Raw genomic sequence first — 22,835 nt, forward strand, 5'->3', positions numbered from 1 at the left:
GCTTATCAGCCTCCCTTTTCTAAGGGAGGTGGGCAATTTGCCGTCTGAGGCAAATTGGTCGGAGGGTTGCCTTCTCTCGAAAGACTACCTTCTGCTATATGATATATCACCGTACCCTGCCATCAAATAATCACGGATTTTCCGTTGGTGACGACGGGTGCGACGTCCAGCGTATAGTCGGCGTTCAGCACCATTCCCGCGCGGTTGAGCGAATCGACCGTTTCATTCAGCGCGAGGTGCGGCGTGTTGTTCTCCTCGCTCAGATGTCCGAGGATGATCCGCGTAAGTCCCGCGCCGACAAAATCGGGCATCGCCTCCGCGCAGGCGGCGTTGCTCAGGTGTCCGTTATCGGACAGGATCCGCTTCTTCAAGATATACGGATACATCCCCTCGCGGAGCATATCGATATCGTGGTTGGATTCAACGACCGCGAGATGGGAGCGGGAGATCGCCGTGCGCGCGTCATCGGTCAGATAACCCGTGTCGGTCACGACGCTCACCCTCCTGCCGTCGGGTGTGGTGATGAAGTAGCCGCAAGGCTCCGCCGCGTCATGCGAGGTTGCGACGCGCTGTACGCGAAAGTCATCTGTTTCGATCATTTCCTCGATCACGTTCAGGCTTGCCGTCGCGGGCACCTTGTCGTTTTGCGCCAGATATTCGAGCGTACCGCGGGAGGCATAGAGCGGGATATCATAGCGCTTGAGCAGCACCTTGAGCGCGCTGATGTGATCGGAATGTTCATGCGTGACAAAGATCGCACCGACGTTGCGCAGTGAAAGATCGTTCGCGGAAAGCGCCAGCTCGATCTGTTTGAGGTTGCGGCCCGCGTCGATCAAAATCGCGGAGCCGTTGCCCTGTATGTAATAGGAATTGCCCTTGCTCGACGAGAAGAGCGGTACGATTTTAGCCATTGATAAAAATATCCCTTCAAAAATCTTTCAATCGGGTGCGGGCACAGCCCGCCATTCATTTTTCAGTATTCTTTATTCCGTATTCATTACTCATTAGAAAAGCCACCCTGAGGTGGCTTTTTCAAATCTTTGATTAAGCTGTTGTCGCGATGTGCTTGTGATCGGGAAGATAGATCTTCTTGATATCCGCGCCCAAGCTCTGGAACTTGGTGACCACATCCGAATAGCCGCGTTCGATGTAATTGATGTTCGAGATGCTTGTGGTGCCGTCTGCCACCAGTCCGGCGATCACCATCGCCGCGCCGGCACGCAGGTCGGTCGCCTTGACCGGAGCACCGGTCAGCTTACCGCCCTCGATAATCGCGAGTCTGCCCTCGACAGAGATCTTCGCTCCCATGCGAACGAGCTCGCTGACATACTGATAGCGGTTATCCCACACGCTCTCATTCACGATGGAGGTTCCCTTGACGGTGGACAGCAGCGCGACAAACTGCGGCTGGCAGTCGGTCGGGAAACCGGGGTGAGGCATCGTCTTGATATTGACGCGGTTGAGCGGACGCTTGGTCGCGTCTACGATGACCGCCTCATCATATTCTTCGATCTCACAGCCCATCTCCATGAGCTTGGAGCTGATGCTCTCAAGATGCTTCGGGGTGATGTTGCGGATCGTGATCTTGCCTCTGGTCGCGGCGGCGGCAGCCATATAGGTGCCCGCCTCGATCTGGTCGGGAATGATGGAATAGGTAACGCCGCGCAGGTAATCCACGCCGCGGATCTTGATAACGTCGGTACCGGCGCCGCGGATGTTGGCGCCCATAGAGTTGAGGAAGTTCGCCAAATCAACGATATGCGGTTCCTTGGCGGCATTCTCGAGGATGGTCTGACCCTCCGCCTTGACAGCGGCGAGCATCAGGTTGATGGTCGAGCCGACCGATACGGTGTCGAAATACACTCTCGCGCCGTGGAAGGAGCCGGAGGTGGTGCTCTCGATGACCGCGCCGTTGACGAGCTCATTGTGCGCGCCCATCATCGCAAAGCCCTTGAGGTGCTGGTCGATGGGACGCACGCCGAAGTTACAGCCGCCGGGCAGAGCGACCTTTGCGTTATGGAATCGTCCCAAGAGCGCGCCTAACAGATAATAGGACGCGCGCATACCGCGCACCGCGTCATGGGTCGCCTCCCAAGTGTTGATGGGTCTGGGATCGATATCCAATGTGTTCTTATCGACGCGGCGCACCATCGCGCCCATATCCTGCAGGATATTCGCGATCAGCGACACGTCGGAAATGTTCGGGATGTTTTCGATGCGGCAGGGCTCGTCACACAGCACTACCGCGGGGATGATCGCAACCGCCGCGTTTTTCGCGCCGCTGACAGTTACTTCGCCGAATAAGGGCTTACCGCCGTTAATAACTATCTTTTCCAAATCTGTACACTTCCTAACAACTTCTCTTTAGTTTCTGTTTTTGCGCTCCGATCCTATTCTCGCAAAAGCGAAAACCCGAGCGGAGACTCCGAATATATGTCACACGACAAAGCCGTGTATGAATCAAAATATAGGTTGAAATCGGGCGTGTTTCTCACGCACCTATCCTATTCTGCTTATACAATACGATAATACAAAGACCGCGCAAAGTCAACCGAAAAAATGTTTTGTAATCTTTTTTAGTGATTTTGTATGTTTTTATCCTTGCCGTCTGTATGCTTTTTCTATATTTATTATTCTTTTATGTAATTATTTTGTAATCAAATTCCGCTTATTTTCCGCACTTCCGCAATTTTGCTTTTTCCCGGCTTGCACAGTCCGCTCAAATCGACTATAATGATGGAGCAAATCCCCTGAAAGGATCCGTATTATGAAGAAATATCTTCCCGTTTTGATCATTTTCGCCGTATTCGAGACGATCGCGATCACCCTGTGGCTGACGATGGACAACCTGTTCTATCTGTTCAACTTCTCCTACATCGGCATCTGTATCGCGGTTGGACTGGCGCTGTATATCGCCGGTTGGAAGCACGCGCGGCGATTCGTCCAGTTCGCGGTGGGCAGCTATATGCTGGTCTATCTCGGTCTGATCTGCAACGAAAACATGCAGATCGAGGGCTTTTGGTACTATCTGTTTACCGGCGTCTTTGAAGCGGCGACCATCCACTATGCCGTCGCCAAGATCTTCGGCCCGCTGATCTTCGGACGCGGCTGGTGCGGCTATGCCTGCTGGACAGCGATGATCCTCGACCTGCTGCCCTATAAGACCCCGCAGGCTCCTCGCAAAAAGCTCGGCTTCATCCGATACATCACCTTTGCCCTGTCGCTGATCCTTGTCGCGGCGCTGTTCCTGACGCACGTCGGCAACCTCGAGCGCATTATGTTCTGGCTGTTCCTCGGCGGCAACATCCTGTATTATGCCGTCGGCGTCATTCTGGCGTTCGCCTTCAAAGACAACCGCGCGTTTTGCAAATACATCTGTCCGATCACGGTTTTCTTAAAACCGATGAGCTACTTTTCCCTGATCCGCGTCAAGTGCGACGAGAGCAAATGCGTCCACTGCGGCAAGTGCAAAAAGGTCTGTCCCATGGACGTCGAGGTCGACAACAACAGCCGCAAGCGCAAAAACGCCACCGAATGTATTCTATGCTACGAATGTACCAAGGTATGCCCGAAAAAAGCGCTGAAATAACAAGAGGCAAGACTGCAAACACTGCGGCCTTGCCTCATTTTTTATCTCTTTCCTTCCTTGATGAACGCGATCAGCTTTTCAACGTTATCAAAATGATCGTAGTCACCGACGATGCCTTCACAGTGATAAGCGATACCGTTTTTCTCGTTACGCTCAAGACAGTTCAGCAATTCCTCTTCTCCGTAACGCTTCGCGAACAGCGTGAATCCGTAAGGCTTGAGTCTTAAGAGCAAACCCTTACGGCAGTCCTCCTGACATTCATAGCAGTGAGCTAGGCCCTTTTCCATCGAGCATTTCAGATTCTCACACCAATCCTTATCGGGACACTCTCCCAAGGCACAGCCGTTACAATGTTTGTTTTCGCTGCACAGGCAACAGGCGAGTCCGCAGCGGGCGATCCCCAACTCTCTTTTCATTTGCTTTTCCTCCTTTACTCATGCCAGTATTTTCTGTCGAGCGATCGATACTGGATCGCCTCGCTGATGTGCGGCGCGCGGATGACCTCGCTTTGGTCGAGGTCGGCGATGGTACGCGCTACCTTCATGATGCGGTCATAGGCGCGGGCGGTCATGCCGAGCTTATCGAACGCCGCCTTGAGCATCCGATCCGCCTTGTCGTCGATCTGACAAACATCCTCGAACATCGCTGCCTCGATATGGGCGTTGCACTTGGTTTTTGACTGCCGAAAACGCTCGGTCTGGATCGCGCGCGCGGCGTTGACGCGTTTGCGGATAGAGGCGGATGGTTCCTCACCGCCCTTGGCGGTCAGATCGTCATACTCCACCGGCGGGACCTCGATATGGATGTCGATACGGTCGAGCAAAGGTCCCGACACACGGTTGAGGTATTTATGCACCGCCGCGTCCGAACACGAGCAATGCTTTTTGGGATGATTATAGTAGCCGCAGGGACAGGGATTCATCGCGGCGATCAGCATGAATTCAGAGGGATAAGTATAGGTGCCGTGCGCGCGGGAGATCGACACGACGCCGTCCTCAAGCGGCTGGCGCAGCACCTCCAGCGCCGTGCGCTGGAACTCGGGCAGTTCGTCGAGGAACAGCACACCGTTATGCGCGAGCGAGATCTCGCCGGGCTTGGGCGTGGTACCGCCGCCCGTCATGCCTACCCTCGTGACGGTATGGTGCGGTGAGCGGAACGGCCGCATCGTGATCAGCCCCGATCCCTTTGGCAGCGTGCCCGCGATGGAATGTATCTTGGTCGTTTCGATGGTTTCCTCAAAGGTCATCTCGGGCAGGATCGTCACCATGCGTTTGGCGAGCATACTTTTGCCCGCGCCGGGTGAGCCGATCAACAGGACATTATGTCCGCCCGCGGCGGCGATCTCCAACGCGCGTTTTGCCTCCGCCTGACCCTTCACCTGCGAAAAGTCAAGCGTGCTGTCGGGCAGCTGATCGCTGCTTTGAAAAACGGCAGGCTCGATCTGTCTGCGTCCCGCGAGATGATCGATCAGCTCAAAGATATGCGTCACCGGATAGACCTCCAGCCCGTCCACCACCGCGCCCTCATTGGCATTGACAGCGGGGACATAGAGCTTCTTCAACCCCAGCTCCCTCGCGGCGATCGCCATCGGCAGCACGCCGTTGACGCCGCGCAGCTCACCCGAAAGCGACAGCTCGCCGATGAACGCGCTGTCATCGGTATTGGCGTTGATCTGACGCGTCGCCTTGAGCACCGTGATCAATATCGGCAGATCATACAGCGGCCCTTCCTTCTTGATATCCGCGGGCGCGAGGTTGAGGATCAGGCGCGAATTCGGGAATTCAAAGCCGCAGTTTTTCATTGCGGAACGCACACGATCCCGACTCTCCTTCACCGCCGTATCGGGAAGTCCGACGATATCAAACGCCGCCATCCCGCGCGAGAGATCCGCTTCTATCTCGATTGCATAGGTATTCATTCCGAATAATCCCAGGCTGTTGCATTTTACTACCATAATCTACCCTTCTTTTTTCTCACTCGTTGATAATCAGCAACATTCCTTTTGCCTTCATCTTGCCCGATTCTAAGCAAAAATCGCTCCTCGTATCTTTGTTCGATTTCCTTCATTTGCATTATACCATACTTCTTTACGGTTGTAAACCAAAATTATGGAAAAATACTGTTTATTGTGCACAAATTATTCCGTATTGTGAATAATTTGTCATTCTTTGGCGCCACTGTTTTTGAAAAACCTGTTGACTTTTGGCGGGTTATTTATTACAATTTACATAAAGATAATCTATTGTGAGGTGCTATGTCTGAACGATCCTACCGCGCGCCGTGAGATGCGGCAGACCGACGAAGAACTCCTGCGTGATTTTTTGTCGGGGAACGACGATGCGTTCGATATGATCGCGTCAAGGTATTTGGGGCTGATCTCAACAGCCGCAAAGAAATACCGCGGTATGGCAGCGGACTTAGACGACAGCGATATGATACAGGAAGGCATGGTGGCTCTGCTCTCAGCCTGCCGCACCTATGACGGCGACAAGGGCATGAGCTTCAAGAACTACCTGATGACCTGTGTCGAGAACCGCTATCGCTCGATGATGCGTTCGATCCTGCGACAGCGCGCTGTTCCATCCCGCAATATGATTTCGCTTGAGGATGACCCGCAAGCCACCTTTGACCCGACCGAGGCCTCGCTTTCCGAGCTGGTGGAAACAAAGGAGTACATCAACAGCCTGCACCGCATCCTCAAAAACAGCCTCTCAAACCTCGAGTACAAAGTAGCGATTTTGCACCTTTCCGGCTATACGTACAAAGAAATAGCACAGCGGCTGAACATTTCCCTAAAATCAGTTGACAATGCACAGACCCGTATACGTCAAAAGCTTTCTAGGTAATACACCCCGAATAGAATTCAGACGGTGCAACTCCGCCGCGGGGTAAAATATATACCAAAAAGTGAGGTACACGCTATGTACGAAGACAAGATTCTCCGTTGCAAGGACTGTGGAAACGAGTTCGTATTCACAGCCGGCGAGCAGGAGTTCTACGCAGAGAAAGGTTTCGTCAACGAACCCCAACGCTGCAAGGACTGCCGTATCGCTCGCAAGAATGCAATCAGGGCTAATCGTGAGATGCACACTACCGTGTGTGCAGACTGTGGCGGCGAAGCAAAGATCCCATTTAAGCCGATGGAAGGCAAGGATTACTATTGCAGCGAATGTTTTGCAAAGCGCAAAGAGGCCGAAGAAGCGGCTCAAGCTGAATAATAAAAGTAATATAATTGCTTACAGCGTCCGATCAGGGCGCTGTTTTTCAATGCAAAAATCTATTGATCGTTCCCGACTCCCTGTAGGGACGAGCATTGCTCGTCCGCTGCCTTTCTGAATGATCCGCGTATTTGTTTCAACAACAAGGAGCCCTGCTTTCGCAAGGCTCCGTTTTTGATCATATGATCATTATCGATCCATATTGAAGGGTATTTACTTTTTCTGTCCTATCGCATAAGGCGTTTGCTGTCTTGCGAGATAGCGCTGGATATAGGTCGCGTCGGTGATCTCCAAAAGACCGTTTCCGTCAACATCGGCATTCATCATAACGTCTTTGTCGATACCGGTGCTGATGTGCGCGCACGAACGCATGATCTGCGTCACATCGATCGCAGCGATCTCACCGTCACCATCTGCATCACCGAGGTTAGCGAGATCAGATTCCACCTGAAAACGGGCAGTAGTTTTATCAGCGGAGGGATCGGGCGCATCTGTCCATCCGCTATCCTTGACCCACTTATAATAAATGATCTCTTTTTTGTTCTGATAGACATACATCTTATACCATGCTTTGGAACGTTGACCGTGAGAACCCCACGCCCCGTCACAGGTTACACCAGACTGACAGTAAACCGTACTGCCGTCTCCCCAGTGCAATACATAAACAGTATGACCGTTATCATCGCCTGTCCATGCTACGCTGACCTGTGACGAACTGACAGAGTCAAAATGTCCAAAGCTTCCGCTTTGTTCATAGTTCGCCTCTGAGTTGATACCCGATCCCGGAATACAGAAGTGATAGTAATAATCATATTGCAGCACACGGGTATTTGAAGTAGACAACTCCCACATAGATTCATAAGGACTGCCGTCATTGACATATTCTTTATGGTCGACGCCCTTATTCACCCAACCGTCACCGGGAGAATTGGTTTGCACTTTCTGTGAATAATTGTGATACTGTTTGATGTATTTATCATTATTCTTGATCAAATTGGGAAGTTTTGAAGAACCGTCGGAAGGCGTATACCAACCGTCATGATAGTCCATGTAGTTATCCTTGTAGGAATCGCCGCACTTTGAGCATTTATGGAGAATATATCCTTGTTCCCCGTCAGCGGGAGCCTCTACAAATGACTCGGTTATCTCATGGTCGCAGTCAGCATGATTGTATTCGCAGATGAATCCTAACTTGATATTTTTGATATCATTCCAAGTACCATCCGTGTATAGCTCGCCGTAATCTTCACACAGCATATAGTTATTAGGTTCTTCCGATTTCCAGTTAGCGTAGGAAACTTGTCTGCCGTAAATATCCGTCCAGATACCTTCCTGTTCTAAATCAGAAAGGCCCAACCAAATCGGATCGGAGATCATTTCTTTCATCTTTTGATTCTCTGAAGCGTTATCGATAATAATAAGGTGACCGCCTTTGGCTTCACAAACAGATTTGGCTGTTTCCCACGTTACCGCAGTATTATAATACTCATAGGTCGTACCCTGATAGGTAATGGTTTTACTCGGCGTATACGAGCTTCCATCCGGCTCGGTATTATCGTATTCACAAATGAAGATCGGTACGTGGCTCGAGTAATCATTCGGTAAATCGTTCCATTTACCGGTATTGTACATCTGGAGATAATGCTCCGTAGAATTCGCATTGTCAGGCTGACTGCTGTTCCAGTTTTTATATGAAAACGCCTCGTCGGTTATCCATGTCCAATTCCCTTCGCTCCGTTCATCGCTCGCGCCAAGCCAGAGATAATCCGTGTCGGAATTTGGGTTCCATGTGCTAAGGACAAAGTCATTTTCCTGCTGTGAAGAAATCGTAACTAAATGCCCGCCTAATCTCGCACAGGTTTTGTAAGCCAGTGCCCACGTAGTATTGATATCATAAACCTCATAGGTATGACCATTATAGGTCTGTGTCGCCACAGGCTGCAGATCGGTATATTCAACCGTAAAATACTGGGCGTTTGATCCGTTGTCCTGATAATCCCGAATGTTCGTTCCTGCCGCAAAAGTTCCGCCGGCGACGTCCATTGCGGAAGCAGTATTGCATTTGGGAATAAACGTGATACCGTATGTTTGTAACTTCAAGTACCACTTTTGGGCATTGGAATCGTTATCGGAATATACCTGAATATTTTCACCGAAATTTGCCGTTCCTCCCGCCAAATCCAAACTTTTGCCCTGTCCGACGTTCGAAATACGATAGCTGCCGTCGGAATTGCGTTTAAAATGCCATTTCTGGTTATCGCTGCCATCACGAGTCTGTACAGATACATTTCCCGAATCATCTGCGCCGATCGCTAAACCATCCTTGGCGGCAATGATCTTGGCATAAAAATCATTGCCGATATTTATGGGGCGGAAAACTTTAAAAGAGACTCTTCCCGAATCGGCGCTTCCACCTGAACCGTGCGCGGTAACATATGCCGAATAACTGCCGGGAGTATCAAAGGTATACGTTTTTCCCGAAGAAATGTTTTCGGTGATAACTCTGCTTCCGTCACGGTCGATACCGATCGTAAAGCCGGTCGCGTTATTCGCGCCGCACGTAAAGGTTACGCTTCCACCAGATGGAATCTGACTTTGTGATACGTTTATCCAGATATTAGTAGGGATTGAACTGCCAGATTGATTATAGTTATAGGTTTCATTTTGAGGATTAACAATTCCATATAACCACCACGATGAACTTGTGCTTATTTGAAAATGAAGATGAGGACCAGAAGAATTGCCCGTGCTACCAACTCTTCCTATAGTTTGTCCTGCTTCAACACGAGCACCATAATATATTTTATCTGTTGGAATACTACCAGCCTGCATGTGAGCATAATTATAGTATCTTCCATCATCGCCGTGTATTACCAACCCATGTCCATTTCCTGAACAGCAAGACGGCATTGGATCACTGGTTCCATAATGATTATTACTGCACAACCAAATACTGGTGACTGTTCCTCCTATTGCCGCTCTAACAGTTGCTCCGTTAATACTACCATCACAAATATCAATTCCATTATGTCCTCCTCCGTATCCTCGACTTAATGAAGTGTGACCATAAACAGGCCAATATAGCGTCACACCAGTGTCCGCTACATCAACTTGTGCTGCTACATCTGCCGCCCTGATTTCTGCTCCGTCATCCGCAACGTCGATCTGTGCACTTTCATCCGACGTATCGATTTCCGCTGCGTGGAAGGTCACGGCGACTGCCGACAGCAACAATGCAGCAGTCAGTAAAACTGATAAGACTTTCTTTAACATACAGAATCCTCCTTGTCATCTGATATAAAAATCAACATTGATTTTAAATCGGGAGGAGCAAACCCCCTCCTACACAATACACAAAAAGACATATAACCCGCAAGCTGCACGCCATAAAAACACACGTTCCAAATCGTTTCAAACATTTATACAGAAGCATAAACATTTGATGTTATAATTCTATCATATCCCCATTCGTTAGGCAATCCAAAATATGCGCCCTCTTTTTATGCAGTTTGCACATCCGGCTTTTGAAAAACGAATTTCCGCTATTGTTTTTTTGAGATCGGTGTGTTATAATCGGCTTGTCAATGTACAGACTATATTTGATTTGCGACGGCAACCCTCCGGCTCGGTTTCTCACAATGACGATTGACTTAGGTTGAGATTGCCACGGCACAAAAGTGCCTCGCAATGACTATTTTTGGAGGTAATATTATGATCACAAAAGACGCTATCATCGGCGATGTACTGGATAAGTATCCGTCTACCGCACCCCTGTTTTTACAGATGGGTATGCACTGCCTTGGCTGTCCCGCGTCCCGCGGCGAGAGCATCGAGGAAGCGTGCATGGTACACGGCGCCGACGCCGATAAGCTCGTCGACGCGCTGAACAAGGCTGTCGGCGCGTAATGTCAATACTCAAACCTCATGGGCGGCTGTCGCTTTGCGCCGATTTTGTGCGCGAAGGCAGCCGCCTTGCGGATATCGGGACAGATCACGGCTATCTGCCGATCGCGCTGTGCCAAATCGGAAAAATCCCCTCGGCGATCGCCTGCGATATCAACCCTCTTCCCCTGCGATCGGCTGAAGAGAATATTGCAAAGTTCGGTTTAAGCAAGATGATAAAGACGCGTCTTTCGGATGGGCTCAAAGCGCTTGCGCTCGACGAGGTGGACGACATCGTGATCGCCGGTATGGGCGGTGAGTTGATCCGCGATATCCTCGCAGCCGCGCCGTGGGTAAAAGATGAGGCAAAGCACCTTGTGCTCCAGCCGATGACACACCACGACGACCTGATCCGATGGCTGTATGAAAACGGCTTTGACATCGAGCGGCAGGCGGCTGTCCGCGACGACGGAAAGGCTTATACCGTCCTGTCAACACGTTTCACGGGCGATAAAACCGACTGCGATCTTTACACCGCCATCGTCGGAAAGCTCGATCCGCGTGACGAAAATAGCCGCGGATTTCTCAGCCGCAGTCTGCAAAATCTGCGCAACAAAAGCAAGGGCGATCAATCGCTTTTGCCTGTCGTACAACAATTAGAGGAGGCGCTTTATGAAGCTGAGTAGCATCATCGCGTTCGCGCAACAAATCGCGCCGTTTGAATCGGCGGCGGAATGGGATAACGTCGGACTGTTGGTCGGCTCGCCGGAGTGGGAGATCGACCGCGTTCTGCTGGCGCTGGACATCACCCCCGACGTCGTCAGGGAAGCGCACCAAAAGGGCGCGCGGCTGATCATCAGCCACCACCCCGTCATCTTCTCACCCCTACACACTCTCGATCCCGATCACGCGGAATATCTGCTCGCGAAATACGACATTGCGGCACTGTGTCTGCACACGAATCTCGACCGCGCCGAGCAGGGCGTGAACACCGCTTTGGGAGCGGCATTGGAGCTGAAAAACACCACCCTTTATCCCGAGGATTTTTTGCTGGTCGGAGAGTCGGCTGAGCCATGCTCCGCCGAGGCATACGCCGCGTTCGTCAAAGAAAAACTGCACGCGCCTTCGGTACGGTTCACCGAGGGCAAGGTCACCCGCGTGGCGGTATCCTCCGGAGGCGGCGGTGAGGGCGTGGAGCTCGCCGCAAAATACGGCTTTGACGCCTTTGTGACAGGTGAGCTGAAGCACCACCAATACCTGTACGCAAAGCAGCACGGTATCGCCGCGTTTGACGCGGGGCATTTTCCGACCGAGGATGTGGTGATCGCACCGCTTAGGGATCTGCTTGCCGCAAAGTTCCCCGAGGTCGAGTTTGTCATCAGTGAAAAGAACAGCTGCCCGTACCGTGCGGTTTGACATGATATTTTGAGAGAATGAAAATAGAGAGAAAACGATCGAAAAAGCTGACGGATCTATTTAACGCCGGCTTTTTTTGGACATTCATCGTGCTGTTCGCTCTGGTGGCAGTCATCGGATACTTTTTGGTATCTGTTTACGGAGAAACGGGCGAGGGCATTCCGGCGCCGTTCTTGAGCGTATTTCTACAGCATTTATCGATCCTGCTGTGCTTTGCGGCGCTGACTGCGGTATTCGTTTTGTGCGCTCATCATCTGCGCTCCGGACAGCTGAACAGCCGTTTCAAGCCGTCATTTACCGCCACGGTGATCACGGCGGTCGCCCTGATGCTGGCGGTACAGCTGACATTCGCGTACCTTCTGCGGATGAATCCGATCACCGACGTATCGCGCATCGATACCTACGCGCAAAAGATCGTCACGGAAAACTCCTTTGACTGCATCCGCGACGGCTACAACGATTATTACATCGTCCGATATCAAAACAACCTACCTTATCTGCTGATCGTCACGCTGTTCTACAAGATCACCTATCTGATAACGGGGAGCTTTTCACGCGCGCCGATCATTGTATTTAACGTGCTGTGTATCAACATCGCCGTGCTGCTGACCGTACTGTTATCGCGCAGGATCTTCGGCAAGCGAAAAGCGATGCTGACGCTGTTGTTCTGCCTGTTGTTCGCACCGTACTACACCTTCGCGCCCTATTTCTATACCGACTCCTTTTCGATTCCGTTCACCGTCGGCGCGGTCTACGCCTTTGTCGCGGCGATCCGGAGCAGCGGCAAAAAGAAGCTGCTTTTGCTTCTTGTGTGCGGATGCGTCTGCTGTATCGGCTTCAAGATCAAGGGCAGTCTGATCATCCTGATCCCGGCATTCATCATCTATCTGCTGCTGCAATACGGCTTCAAGCGCTGTCTGAAAATGACCGCGGCGTTCCTGCTGAGCTTTGTGATCCTGCTCGCGTCATATGCGGGCGTCGTCAAAGCGTCGAACATCATCCCCGAGGATGTCTCACAGCGTTGGCAATACCCCTATACACACTGGCTGATGATCGGGCTGAACGACTACGGCGCGTATACGCTCGAGGACAACCAGTTCACCTACGAGTATGAGGGGATCGAAGCGAAAGAACAGGCGAACCTCGAAGAGATCCGGCGCCGCTTTGAGCAAAAGGGCTTTTTTGGCACTGTCCTCCATGTCGGTATCAAGGCGGTATGGACACACATGGACGGCACCTACTATATCGCCAACTACTTAGAGGATTATCAGGAGCGGTGCGCCTTGCACAGCCTGTTGTTGTATGAGGGCAGGTTCCATCCGGTTTTCTACGCCTACAGCTGCGGGTTCCAGCTCTTTTTGCTGTTCATTATGGCGTATTCGGCAAAGCGCGCATGGAAACAGCATGAGCACAACGTCACCACCCTCTTTCGGATTGCCGTGTTCGGGATGTTCCTGTTCTTCCTGATATGGGAAACCAACGCGCGTTATCCGTATAATTTCACACCCTTATACCTGCTGGTCGCGACCGACGGCACAATAAAACTGGCGGAGCACTTCACCGAGCGCCGCCGCACAAAAACAAAGTGACGCGTGTTTCATCCCGCCGCTCTGTCACATCAACCATGTCAAAAAGCGTTTTCTTGATGAAAGCGCTTTTATTTTTTTGAAAAAAGCCAACTGTTTTTGTTTTCAAGATTAACAAACTGTAAATTTTGAGCGGAAAAGATAAAATAATTGCTATATATATGTAAAAAACAATTGCAAAAACCACAAGCGTTTGTTATAATGTTGTAGTATATATAACTATATCATGTGATAGTATGGGATTTATGGGGTTTTTCTGAAAGCGCGCCGCCCGCAACTTTCGGCGCGTGTCCGTAAAACCGTTTTCCCATGAACTGTCATCAAGACAGGCAGGAACAATGAGAATCAGAAAGAAGAAATGGGCGGAGCCGGAGCTCGCCGAATGTCGCTACTATATCAACGAGCCCGAACAGTACCGCGGCCGCTGGAAAGAGTTCTTCGGCAATGAGAAACCGATCGAGCTGGAGATCGGCTGCGGCAAATGCACCTTTTCCGCCGAAAAAGCGATACGCGATCCCGACAAAAACTTCATTGCCCTGGATATCAAGAGCGATATGCTGGGCGTGGGCAGGCGCAACGTGGAGCGGATCTTTGCCGAAAACGACAGGTCGCCCGACAATATCGCGCTGGTGCGCTGTAACGTCGAACAGATCGACAAGGCGTTTTCCGCTGATGATCACATCGCGGTGATGTACATCAACTTCTGCAATCCGTGGCCGCGTGAAAAGCACAAAAAGCGCCGACTGACCTATCCGAGAAAGCTCAAAATGTACCGCGATTTTCTCACCGAGGACGCGGTGATCTACTTCAAGACCGATGACGACGAGCTGTTTGAGGAAAGCATCGGTTATTTCGAGCAAGCGGGCTACACCATCCGCTTCATCACCCGCGACCTGCATCACAGCGAGGTCAGGGACAATATCATGACCGAACACGAAAAGATGTTTTCCGACGAAGGCATCCCGATCAAATATCTGGAAGCGACGGTCTGATCCCTTGCACTATCTGACGCTAACCTAATCCAACAAGGAGGCAAACGAAACATGAGGCTACAGCGAATCCTTGCCGCCGTCATCGTCACGGCGCTGCTCTTATCCGGCTGTGCCTCTCTGGGTTTCGGCAAATCCGAGATCCTCACACCTCCCAAAGCCTCGGGTATCCGCGCCGAAGTACAAAAGCTGATCGAGACCGACGCCGGCGGCGCCTACTCGCTGATCTACCCCACCGACGGCGCCAACAAAAGCGGTTTGTTCCTGCATGACGTCAACAACGACGGCATCGAAGAAGCCGTTGCGCTGTATGCCACCGCCGACAACACCCCTCGCGTTCTGATCGCGCAGCAGCATGACGACGCCTTCCGACTCTTAGGAAGCGCCGACATTTATTCCACCGACGTATCTGAGCTGAGCTTCATCGACTTTGACGGCAACGGCAGAGAGGAACTCCTGTTGGGATTCTCGATCGGCACCCGCCATGCCGTGCTGCAAACCTTCCTGATCGCCGACGGCGTGACAACGTCCAATACGGAAGAAGGCTTCGTCGATTATGTCACGGGCGATTTTGATAAAGACTCGTCGACCGACATTTTGCTGATGATGACGCCTGAGAGCGCCTCCACTGCCAAGGCGAGGCTGCTGAGCTTTTCCGAAAAGGGCTTCAGCGAAAAATCCTCCTGCGAGATCGATCCCGCTGTCATCTCCTACACCGGACTGCGCTTCGACAAGCTCAGCGGCGATCTTTACGGTGCGGCGGCAGACGGAAAGCTCGGCGAGGGCGAGTATACGACCCAGCTCATCTACTATGATTCCGCCGCAAAGCTCCTGGTCAATCCGCTGTACATGAACAGTAACTATAAACGAACCACCCGCACCTCCGCCGTCACCTGTATGGACATCGACGGCGACGGAGCGATCAATATCCCGCTGAGCTCTTTGATGGATCACACCAAGGACGAGGACACAAGCACCGTGTGCAACGTCGCGCGGTGGAACGACTATGACCCCGAACAGATGGGGCTGTCCTTCAAGAAAGACGCCGTCCTGTGTGAGAAGCTGAATTTCATGCTGTTGTTCGGTACCGATAAGCTCAAGACGGTCACCGCCCGCTACTCCGCGGACAACGCCGTGACCCTGTACAACATCAGCTATAAAAACAGCGAGCCTGTATTGGGCAAGGAACAGCTGACCGTCTACCGCTACGATAAAGCAAGCTACGACAGCAGTCTGACGGCACAGGCACAGCTTTATGAAACAGCGGAATACACCTATACCTATATCCTCAGCGAGGATTCCGGTTTTTCTCACGATGATATCAAGGACAGCTTCATGCTGCTCTCCGGTGATGAAAAAGCATCTTCAAAAAAGTAAATCATCAGACAGGCGCGTGATCCCTGCGTCACCTGTCTGTTCATTTTCAATCCTGTAATATACATCCTGAACGGAGGTTAAATTATGAAAAAGATTCTGGTATGCGAGGACGAAGCCGCGATCCGCGACTTTGTGGTAATCAATCTCAGAAGAGCCGGCTATGACGTAGTCGAAGCGGACTGCGGCGAGATGGCGCTCGAGAAGTACGAGGAACAGGGCGGCGACTTTGACGTAGCCATCCTCGATATCATGATGCCCGGTATCGACGGTCTGCAGGTCTGTAAGGAACTGCGCAACAAGAACTCCGGTATCGGTATCATCATGCTGTCGGCACGTACACAGGAGATGGACAAGGTCACCGGTCTCATGCTGGGCGCCGACGACTATATCACCAAGCCCTTCTCCCCCTCTGAGCTGACCGCGCGCGTCGACTCACTGTATCGCAGAGTATCTCTCTCCGAGCAGCGCAGTGAGAACAACTTCAAGGAGGAGCTGCAGAGCGGCATCTTTACCCTGAACCTGAGAAACCGCGCGCTGATGAAGAACGGCAAGATGATCGAGCTGACTCAGGTCGAGTTCCAGATCATGGAATACTTCTTCTCTAATCCCGGCGTTGCGCTCGACCGTACCGATATCCTCAACCATGTATGGGGCGAGGCGTATGTCGGCGAGGAAAAGATCGTCGACGTTAACATCCGCCGTCTGCGCATGAAGGTCGAGGACGAACCCAGCAACCCCAAGTACATCGTTACCGTATGGGGTCTGGGCTATAAGTGGGACACGGTGTAAACCGCGAGCGGTTTACAATGAATACTGAAGATTGAAGACTTAAGAATGAAGAATATAGGGAGGGCTGCGCCCTCACCCGGTTAAAATTGATCGAGCGAAGCGAGTAACCTTCATTATTCATTATTCATTATTCATTATTCATTTTTCAGTTTTCAGTTTTAATATCAAAATAATTGGGGTCCCCGAAAAGCCCCTGCTTTTTGGGGAGACGAGGAACCGTCACACGAGCACGATAGTAATTTCCTCTGCGAAATTGCTATCAGCGAGTACGACGAGTGACGAGGAGGTGACAGCGATGTTCAAAGGTATCAGTAAGCGATGGTTGATCAATACCTTCGGTGTTGTATCGGCGATCGTTGTTCTGCTGATCATCTTCATATCCGTCGCTGTTCACTCGCTGTGTTATTCTACGGTAGAAAACGAGCTGCTCAACCAGACAAAAAAGCTCAACGACATATTCCCGAACGGTATCTCGGAGAGCGCCGAGACCTTTGAGTCCCGCGCGTCCGCCTATGCCACGGATTTTTCGGATAAGGACGAGATGGAGGTACAGATCCTCAACGCCTCGGGGCGTGTGATCACGACCTCCGCCGGATTCGGCGCTGAGACGGAGAATATCCCCGACTATGTACAGGCGCAATCATCCGAGAACGGCTTCGGACGATACAAGGGGCGCAGTGATTCGGGCGAAAAGATCATGGCGGTCACCACGATCATCAAAAGCCCGCAGGGTACGGAGCTGGGCGCGGTGCGCTATGTCACCTCACTGCGCAAAGCCGACGCCAAGGTGCTGATCTACACGATCATCGCGATCATCGTCGGACTGATGATCATCGCGGTCGTCGCGTTGTCGGGCTACTACTTTATCCGTTCGATCGTCCGACCCGTCCGCGAGATGACCGAGACCTCACGACAGATCGCGCAAGGTGATTTCACCGCCAAGGTCGATAAAATGTATGACGACGAGATCGGTGAGCTCAGCGACAGCATCAATGAAATGGCAAAGGAGCTCGACGCGAACGAAAAGCTCAAAAACGACTTTATCTCGCGGGTATCTCACGAACTGCGCACTCCGCTGACCGCCATCAAGGGCTGGGCGGAGACCATGCAGTACGGCGTGCCCGACCGCGTCACACTGGAAAAGGGCATGAGCGTCATCGTCAAAGAAAGCTCGCGCCTGACCTCTCTGGTCGAAGAGCTGCTCGACTTCTCCAAGCTCCAGAGCGGTCGACTGACCATGCAGATGGAGCGCATGGATATCCTCGCCGAGATCGACGAGGCGGTCTATATGCTCAAGGAACGCGCCCTGTCGGAGGGCAAGCATCTCTTATATGACGACCCCGAAGAGATGCCCATCATCTACGGTGATAAGAACCGACTCAAGCAGGTATTCCTCAACGTCATCGACAACGCGCTCAAGTATACGCCCGAGGGCGGCATGATCGGCGTACAGGTCTATCAGGATTATAAAGAACACACCATCAAGGTCGTGGTCGCCGACAACGGCTGCGGCATCAAGGCAGAGGATCTGCCCAAGGTCAAGGATAAATTCTATAAAGCGAATCAAAAGATCAACGGCTCCGGCATCGGATTGGCGGTAGCCGACGAGATCATCAAAATGCACAAGGGCTCGCTCGATATCGAGAGCTCGCCCGAGGTCGGTACCACCGTCACCATCACCATCCCGATCTATAACGAAGCCGCGGCGCTGGATGACGATACCCAGCCCTTAGGCGGAATGAATCCGCCTGTTCAGCCGCCTACCCCGTAGGAGGATCGATATGAACCCGATCAAAAGAACACTGATCGAATGTCTGATCGGCATCCCGATCGTATTCGGCTTAGCCGCCTTGTTTGACTTTCTCTACCAAACAGTGCTCCAACAAAACACCTATACGTTCAACCCCTCCACACCCCTGTTCTGCTTAGGCGTATGGATCATCATAGAGATCGTCACCCTTGTCATCCGCAAGAATAAAAAAGAGAAATCTTAGAATATATCAAGATGAAAAAACCAATGGATCTTGGACGATGATACTCATTCCGGGTGCGGGTTTCCCGCCATAAACCCTTCATCGTTCACCATTCACCAAATAAAGAAGGTATTTATGAAAAAACAGGACAAAAAACAACAAAAGCGCATCACCTCCATCGGCGGCTCCGCCCTGATCGAGGGTATCATGATGCGCGGACCCAAGCGCACCACCGTCGCGTGCAGGGTCGATAAAGACACCATCTACACCGAGGACATCGAAGTCAAGCCGCTGTTCAAGGCGAAGTTCTGGAAGCTCCCTCTGATCCGCGGACTCGCGGGCATGATCGACAGCATGCGCCTGAGCTACAAGGCGCTGGGACTGTCCGCCGACAAGGCGATGGAAGCGGGGCTGGTCGAGGAAGAAGAACCCTCCAAGTTTGAAAAATGGCTGGAAGATAAATTCGGCGACAAGCTGATGAACGTCGTCATGGTCATCGCGTCCATACTGGGTATCGCGCTGGCGATCGGCTTGTTCGTCGTACTGCCGTCGATGCTGTTCACATGGCTGATCAAGCCGCTTCTCACCGATTGGAGCGAATCCTCTGTCAGGATCCTTCAATCCGCCTTTGAGGGCGTATTGAAGATCGCCCTTTTCCTCAGCTACCTGTCACTGGTATCCCTGATGAACGATATGAAGCGCGTGTTCCAGTATCACGGCGCTGAGCATAAAACCATCTTCTGTTATGAAAATGACGAGGAACTGACCGTGGAGAACGTCCGCAAGCAGACCCGATTCCATCCCCGCTGCGGTACCTCGTTCTTAGTCGTCACCCTGCTCGTGAGTATCTTTGTCGGCTTGTTCATCCCGACCTTCCCGAATCTCCCGATCCTGCGTCCGGTTCTCAGACTGCTTCTCGTGCCGGTCATGGTCGGTCTGGGCTATGAGTTCATCAAGCTCTGCGGCAAATACGACAACAAGCTCACCCGCATCCTCGCTACGCCCGGACTCTGGGCACAGCGCATCACCACCAGAGAACCCGCCGACGAGATGATCGAATGTGCGATCGAAGCCATGACGGCGGTCATCCCGGACGACGGCTCCGATATCATCAATGACTGTTCCTGCGCTCAATAGCGCCGTCAAAAGCCTGTTGACGCGCGCGGGCGTGGAGACTCCTGCCGGCGATACGCTGGAGATCCTCTGCGCCGTTTTGCACTGCTCGCGCACGGAGCTGATATTGCGAAACGATGACCTCCCCGAAGAAATGACGAAAAAAGCCCTTGCGATGGCGCGCCGCCGTATCAGCGGCGAACCCATCCAGTATATCCTCGGCTCATGGAGCTTTATGGGGCGCGACTACAGGGTCGGCGAAGGTGTGCTGATCCCCCGCGACGATACCGAGGTGGTGGTGACGGAGGCTTTGCGCTTATCCGAAAACACCCCCGATCCCGTGATCGTCGATCTGTGCGCCGGCTCGGGCATCATCGCGGTCACACTGGCAAAGGAACTGCCGAACGCCACCGTGTATGCGGTCGAGAAAAGCGACGCCGCGTTTTCCTATCTGACGGAGAACATCGCGCTCAATCAGGCGAATATCCGCGCGATCCATGCCGATCTGCGGGACTGCTTCAACGATTTCGCGGACGGCACGCTGGATATGATCGTATCCAACCCGCCCTACATCCGCTCGGATGAGATCGCCGACCTGCAAAAGGAAGTGCAGTACGAGCCGCGTCTTGCGCTGGACGGCGGTGAGGACGGATACGATTTCTACAAAATGATCCTTTCCCTGTGGACGCCGAAGCTCAAAAACGGCGGCTCGATCGCCTTTGAGATCGGCGAAGGTCAATTTGACGCCATCGCCGATATGCTACGCACCGCAGGTTATACCGATATCAACGGCACCCCCGATATCCAAGGCATCACCCGTGCCGTGACAGCTGAGAAGAACCGTCTTTTGTAGGGGAGGGGCTTGCTCCTCCCGCGGTAGAAACGCAGCCATCTTATCTGCGTTTTCCGCATAACGGTAACGGAAGAAACAAATCGTTCCCCTTGCCACATTATGAAAAGATAACCAAAATTAGAAAATCCGTTCGAAAAAACTTGCTTCTTTCAAACATATATGCTATAATATGATCAATGAATCATCGGTTGAGATTGCCACACCGCCATGCGGCGGTTCGCAATGACCGGTTGTATCACAGAAACCAAAGGAGAAAATGATTATGGCTCTTGATAAAAACAAAGCACTGGAAACAGCGTTATCACAGATCGAAAAGCAGTTCGGTAAAGGCGCCGTCATGAAGCTCGGCCAGAACACCCATATGAACGTCGAACATATTTCGACCGGTTCGCTGAGCCTCGATATCGCGCTGGGGATCGGCGGTCTGCCCCGCGGCAGGATCGTCGAGATCTACGGACCGGAAAGCTCCGGTAAAACCACCCTCTCCCTGCACTGCATCGCCGAAGGTCAGAAGAACGGCGGCAACGTCGCCTTCATCGACGTAGAGCACGCGCTTGATCCCGTCTATGCTTCCGCGCTGGGCGTCGACGTCGACAGCCTTTTGGTATCACAGCCCGATACCGGTGAAGACGCGCTCGAGATCGCCGAAGCGCTGATCCGTTCCGGCGCGATCGACGTCATCGTCATCGACTCCGTCGCGGCGCTTGTTCCCAAGGCTGAGATCGAGGGCGAGATGGGCGACAGCCATGTCGGTCTGCACGCGCGCCTGATGTCACAGGCACTGCGCAAGCTCGCCGGCGCGATCAACAAGTCCAACTGCGTCGCCATCTTCATCAACCAGCTGCGTGAGAAGGTCGGCGTCGTCTACGGCAACCCCGAGGTCACCACCGGCGGCCGCGCGCTGAAGTTCTACTCCTCTGTCCGTATCGACATCCGCCGCATCGAGACCCTTAAGTCCAACGGTGAAATGGTCGGTTCGCGCACCAGAGCGAAGGTTGTGAAAAATAAGATCGCTCCCCCCTTCAAGGAGGCGGAGTTCGATATCATGTACGGCGAGGGCATCAGCCGCGTAGGCGAGCTGATCGATCTTGCCGTCAAGGCGGACGTTATGCAAAAGAGCGGCGCATGGTTCTACTACGGCGAGACCCGTCTGGGTCAGGGCCGTGACAACGTTAAGGAGCTGCTCAAAAATGACGACGCGCTGCGCGAGAAGATCGAAAAGAATCTGTGGGATAACGTCGACAAGCTGACCGCCCGCCCCAAGAAGACCGCCAAAGCAGCGGCAAAAGCGGCTCCCGCTCCTGCACCCGCACCCGCTCCCGCAGACGCGGCGGATAAAAAGAAAAAGAACGCTAAGATCGACATTCTTGTCGAAGACTGATGCAGATCACCGCGATTGAGCCCCGCCGAAAGGGGCTCTCCGCTCTCTATATCGACGGCGAGTTCGCGATGAAGCTCGACACCGAGGTGATCCTCGCCCATCGCTTTGACGTAGGGCGCGAGATCGACGATGAACAGCTCCACGCCTGTGTCCTCGACTCGGACAGAAAGCGCTGTAAGGACAAAGCCTTGTGGCTGATCTCTTACCGCGACCACTCGCGCCGCGAGCTGTTCGACAAGCTCAAAAAGGATTACGGCGAAGAAAGCTGTAAGGCGGCGCTCTGCCGCATGGAGGAGCTCGGGCTCATCGACGACGGACGCTATGCCCGCCGTTATGCCGCCGATCTGTTCAATATCAAGCACCTGTCCGAACGCGGCGTCCGCCAAAAGCTCTATGAAAAAGGCATTGACCGCGACCTGATCGACGAGGTGCTCGACGAATTCACTGTTGACGAGGATGAACAGATCCGGGCGATCATCGAGAAAAAATACGCGCGCTCCCTGACAGATGACAAGGGGCGCCGTCGCTGCGCTAACGCGCTTGCGCGGATGGGCTTTTCTTACAGCAGCATCCGCAGCGTGATGCGCGAATATACTGAGATCGAGGATGAATAGCTCCGACAGGATCGGGGTGAGGCCGCGCCTTTCTCCCACCCGTCTGTATTCGTTA

General features: G+C 52.5%; 21 protein-coding genes. 16 read left to right on the forward strand and 5 right to left on the reverse strand.

Annotated features, from left to right (window positions below; translation table 11 throughout):
- Positions 1 to 122: 122 nt before the first annotated feature.
- Together JKK62_RS15190 and murA are read right to left on the reverse strand one after the other, a co-directional pair.
- Positions 123 to 911: an MBL fold metallo-hydrolase gene (locus JKK62_RS15190; protein ID WP_201428648.1), complete on the reverse strand. Its 789-nt coding sequence runs from the start codon at positions 909 to 911 to the stop codon at positions 123 to 125.
- Between the two features lie 133 nt (positions 912 to 1,044).
- Positions 1,045 to 2,337 (reverse strand): UDP-N-acetylglucosamine 1-carboxyvinyltransferase, encoded by a 1,293-nt coding sequence (murA, locus tag JKK62_RS15195; RefSeq protein ID WP_201428649.1) that lies wholly within the window; start codon positions 2,335 to 2,337, stop codon positions 1,045 to 1,047.
- A 430-nt stretch (positions 2,338 to 2,767) separates the two neighbouring features.
- Here murA and JKK62_RS15200 point away from each other — a divergent pair, with 430 nt between their 5' ends.
- The gene (locus JKK62_RS15200; protein ID WP_201428650.1) at positions 2,768 to 3,589 is read left to right on the forward strand and encodes a 4Fe-4S binding protein; all 822 of its coding nucleotides are present in this window, start codon (positions 2,768 to 2,770) and stop codon (positions 3,587 to 3,589) included.
- Positions 3,590 to 3,630: 41 nt separating this feature from the next.
- On the opposite strand, the gene JKK62_RS15205 is transcribed toward JKK62_RS15200, so the two are convergent.
- Together JKK62_RS15205 and JKK62_RS15210 are read right to left on the reverse strand one after the other, a co-directional pair.
- Complete coding sequence (locus JKK62_RS15205; RefSeq protein WP_201428651.1) at positions 3,631 to 4,005, reverse strand: DUF3795 domain-containing protein; 375 nt, start codon at positions 4,003 to 4,005, stop codon at positions 3,631 to 3,633.
- Positions 4,006 to 4,019: 14 nt separating this feature from the next.
- Entirely contained in the window at positions 4,020 to 5,543 is a 1,524-nt protein-coding gene (locus JKK62_RS15210; protein WP_201428652.1) for a YifB family Mg chelatase-like AAA ATPase, read from the reverse strand.
- Positions 5,544 to 5,838: 295 nt separating this feature from the next.
- On the opposite strand from JKK62_RS15210, the gene JKK62_RS15215 reads away from it, so the two are divergent.
- Together JKK62_RS15215 and JKK62_RS15220 are read left to right on the forward strand one after the other, a co-directional pair.
- Positions 5,839 to 6,435 (forward strand): sigma-70 family RNA polymerase sigma factor, encoded by a 597-nt coding sequence (locus JKK62_RS15215; RefSeq protein WP_201428653.1) that lies wholly within the window; start codon positions 5,839 to 5,841, stop codon positions 6,433 to 6,435.
- A gap of 75 nt (positions 6,436 to 6,510) precedes the next feature.
- Positions 6,511 to 6,807 carry a zinc-ribbon domain containing protein gene (locus tag JKK62_RS15220; RefSeq protein WP_201428654.1) on the forward strand — a complete coding sequence of 99 codons (297 nt, stop codon included), beginning with the start codon at positions 6,511 to 6,513 and terminating at the stop codon, positions 6,805 to 6,807.
- A gap of 213 nt (positions 6,808 to 7,020) precedes the next feature.
- Here JKK62_RS15220 and JKK62_RS17865 read toward each other — a convergent pair whose 3' ends face one another.
- Positions 7,021 to 10,080 carry a lectin-like protein gene (locus JKK62_RS17865; protein ID WP_201428655.1) on the reverse strand — a complete coding sequence of 1,020 codons (3,060 nt, stop codon included), beginning with the start codon at positions 10,078 to 10,080 and terminating at the stop codon, positions 7,021 to 7,023.
- Positions 10,081 to 10,518: 438 nt separating this feature from the next.
- Between JKK62_RS17865 and JKK62_RS15230 the strand changes: the two genes are divergently transcribed.
- From JKK62_RS15230 to JKK62_RS15290, 13 genes are all read left to right on the forward strand, one after another.
- A complete protein-coding gene (locus JKK62_RS15230) occupies positions 10,519 to 10,713 on the forward strand; it encodes a DUF1858 domain-containing protein (RefSeq protein ID WP_243411879.1) in 195 nt (64 codons plus the stop codon).
- Complete coding sequence (locus JKK62_RS15235; protein WP_201428657.1) at positions 10,713 to 11,375, forward strand: class I SAM-dependent methyltransferase; 663 nt, start codon at positions 10,713 to 10,715, stop codon at positions 11,373 to 11,375. Before JKK62_RS15230 ends, JKK62_RS15235 begins: the two co-directional genes overlap by 1 nt.
- Complete coding sequence (locus tag JKK62_RS15240) at positions 11,362 to 12,105, forward strand: Nif3-like dinuclear metal center hexameric protein (RefSeq protein WP_201428658.1); 744 nt, start codon at positions 11,362 to 11,364, stop codon at positions 12,103 to 12,105. Before JKK62_RS15235 ends, JKK62_RS15240 begins: the two co-directional genes overlap by 14 nt.
- 17 nt (positions 12,106 to 12,122) lie before the next feature.
- A complete protein-coding gene (locus JKK62_RS15245; protein WP_201428659.1) occupies positions 12,123 to 13,694 on the forward strand; it encodes a glycosyltransferase-like membrane protein in 1,572 nt (523 codons plus the stop codon).
- 335 nt (positions 13,695 to 14,029) lie between these two features.
- Positions 14,030 to 14,683, forward strand: coding sequence for a tRNA (guanosine(46)-N7)-methyltransferase TrmB (trmB, locus tag JKK62_RS15250; RefSeq protein WP_201428660.1), 654 nt, complete (start codon positions 14,030 to 14,032; stop codon positions 14,681 to 14,683).
- A gap of 51 nt (positions 14,684 to 14,734) precedes the next feature.
- Positions 14,735 to 16,057, forward strand: a complete 1,323-nt coding sequence (locus JKK62_RS15255) for an FG-GAP repeat domain-containing protein (protein ID WP_201428661.1) — start codon at positions 14,735 to 14,737, stop codon at positions 16,055 to 16,057.
- An 84-nt stretch (positions 16,058 to 16,141) separates the two neighbouring features.
- On the forward strand, positions 16,142 to 16,846 hold the full coding sequence (locus JKK62_RS15260; protein WP_201428662.1) for a response regulator transcription factor: 705 nt from the start codon (positions 16,142 to 16,144) through the stop codon (positions 16,844 to 16,846).
- A 295-nt stretch (positions 16,847 to 17,141) separates the two neighbouring features.
- Positions 17,142 to 18,617, forward strand: a complete 1,476-nt coding sequence (locus JKK62_RS15265; protein WP_201428663.1) for a sensor histidine kinase — start codon at positions 17,142 to 17,144, stop codon at positions 18,615 to 18,617.
- A gap of 10 nt (positions 18,618 to 18,627) precedes the next feature.
- Positions 18,628 to 18,840: a hypothetical protein gene (locus JKK62_RS15270; RefSeq protein ID WP_201428664.1), complete on the forward strand. Its 213-nt coding sequence runs from the start codon at positions 18,628 to 18,630 to the stop codon at positions 18,838 to 18,840.
- Between the two features lie 114 nt (positions 18,841 to 18,954).
- Complete coding sequence (locus JKK62_RS15275; RefSeq protein WP_201428665.1) at positions 18,955 to 19,956, forward strand: DUF1385 domain-containing protein; 1,002 nt, start codon at positions 18,955 to 18,957, stop codon at positions 19,954 to 19,956.
- Positions 19,934 to 20,785, forward strand: coding sequence for a peptide chain release factor N(5)-glutamine methyltransferase (gene prmC / locus JKK62_RS15280; protein ID WP_201428666.1), 852 nt, complete (start codon positions 19,934 to 19,936; stop codon positions 20,783 to 20,785). The genes JKK62_RS15275 and prmC overlap by 23 nt, the downstream gene beginning before the upstream one ends.
- 262 nt (positions 20,786 to 21,047) lie before the next feature.
- Positions 21,048 to 22,166, forward strand: coding sequence for a recombinase RecA (recA, locus tag JKK62_RS15285; RefSeq protein WP_201428667.1), 1,119 nt, complete (start codon positions 21,048 to 21,050; stop codon positions 22,164 to 22,166).
- Positions 22,166 to 22,780, forward strand: a complete 615-nt coding sequence (locus JKK62_RS15290; protein ID WP_201428668.1) for a regulatory protein RecX — start codon at positions 22,166 to 22,168, stop codon at positions 22,778 to 22,780. The genes recA and JKK62_RS15290 overlap by 1 nt, the downstream gene beginning before the upstream one ends.
- Positions 22,781 to 22,835: the final 55 nt, after the last annotated feature.

It is taken from the genome of Ruminococcus difficilis, assembly GCF_016680995.1.

Coding starts and splice junctions, on each gene's coding strand:
- JKK62_RS15275 (WP_201428665.1), top strand. CDS start 18,955: ATGAAAAAACAGGACAAAAAACAACAAAAGCGCATCACCTCCATCGGC.
- JKK62_RS15200 (WP_201428650.1), top strand. CDS start 2,768: ATGAAGAAATATCTTCCCGTTTTGATCATTTTCGCCGTATTCGAGACG.
- JKK62_RS15240 (WP_201428658.1), top strand. CDS start 11,362: ATGAAGCTGAGTAGCATCATCGCGTTCGCGCAACAAATCGCGCCGTTT.
- JKK62_RS15235 (WP_201428657.1), top strand. CDS start 10,713: ATGTCAATACTCAAACCTCATGGGCGGCTGTCGCTTTGCGCCGATTTT.
- JKK62_RS15190 (WP_201428648.1), bottom strand. CDS start 911: ATGGCTAAAATCGTACCGCTCTTCTCGTCGAGCAAGGGCAATTCCTAT.
- recA (WP_201428667.1), top strand. CDS start 21,048: ATGGCTCTTGATAAAAACAAAGCACTGGAAACAGCGTTATCACAGATC.
- JKK62_RS15220 (WP_201428654.1), top strand. CDS start 6,511: ATGTACGAAGACAAGATTCTCCGTTGCAAGGACTGTGGAAACGAGTTC.
- JKK62_RS15270 (WP_201428664.1), top strand. CDS start 18,628: ATGAACCCGATCAAAAGAACACTGATCGAATGTCTGATCGGCATCCCG.
- trmB (WP_201428660.1), top strand. CDS start 14,030: ATGAGAATCAGAAAGAAGAAATGGGCGGAGCCGGAGCTCGCCGAATGT.
- JKK62_RS15265 (WP_201428663.1), top strand. CDS start 17,142: ATGTTCAAAGGTATCAGTAAGCGATGGTTGATCAATACCTTCGGTGTT.
- prmC (WP_201428666.1), top strand. CDS start 19,934: ATGACTGTTCCTGCGCTCAATAGCGCCGTCAAAAGCCTGTTGACGCGC.
- JKK62_RS15255 (WP_201428661.1), top strand. CDS start 14,735: ATGAGGCTACAGCGAATCCTTGCCGCCGTCATCGTCACGGCGCTGCTC.
- JKK62_RS15230 (WP_243411879.1), top strand. CDS start 10,519: ATGATCACAAAAGACGCTATCATCGGCGATGTACTGGATAAGTATCCG.
- JKK62_RS15245 (WP_201428659.1), top strand. CDS start 12,123: ATGAAAATAGAGAGAAAACGATCGAAAAAGCTGACGGATCTATTTAAC.
- JKK62_RS15260 (WP_201428662.1), top strand. CDS start 16,142: ATGAAAAAGATTCTGGTATGCGAGGACGAAGCCGCGATCCGCGACTTT.
- JKK62_RS17865 (WP_201428655.1), bottom strand. CDS start 10,080: ATGTTAAAGAAAGTCTTATCAGTTTTACTGACTGCTGCATTGTTGCTG.
- JKK62_RS15210 (WP_201428652.1), bottom strand. CDS start 5,543: ATGGTAGTAAAATGCAACAGCCTGGGATTATTCGGAATGAATACCTAT.
- JKK62_RS15290 (WP_201428668.1), top strand. CDS start 22,166: ATGCAGATCACCGCGATTGAGCCCCGCCGAAAGGGGCTCTCCGCTCTC.
- JKK62_RS15205 (WP_201428651.1), bottom strand. CDS start 4,005: ATGAAAAGAGAGTTGGGGATCGCCCGCTGCGGACTCGCCTGTTGCCTG.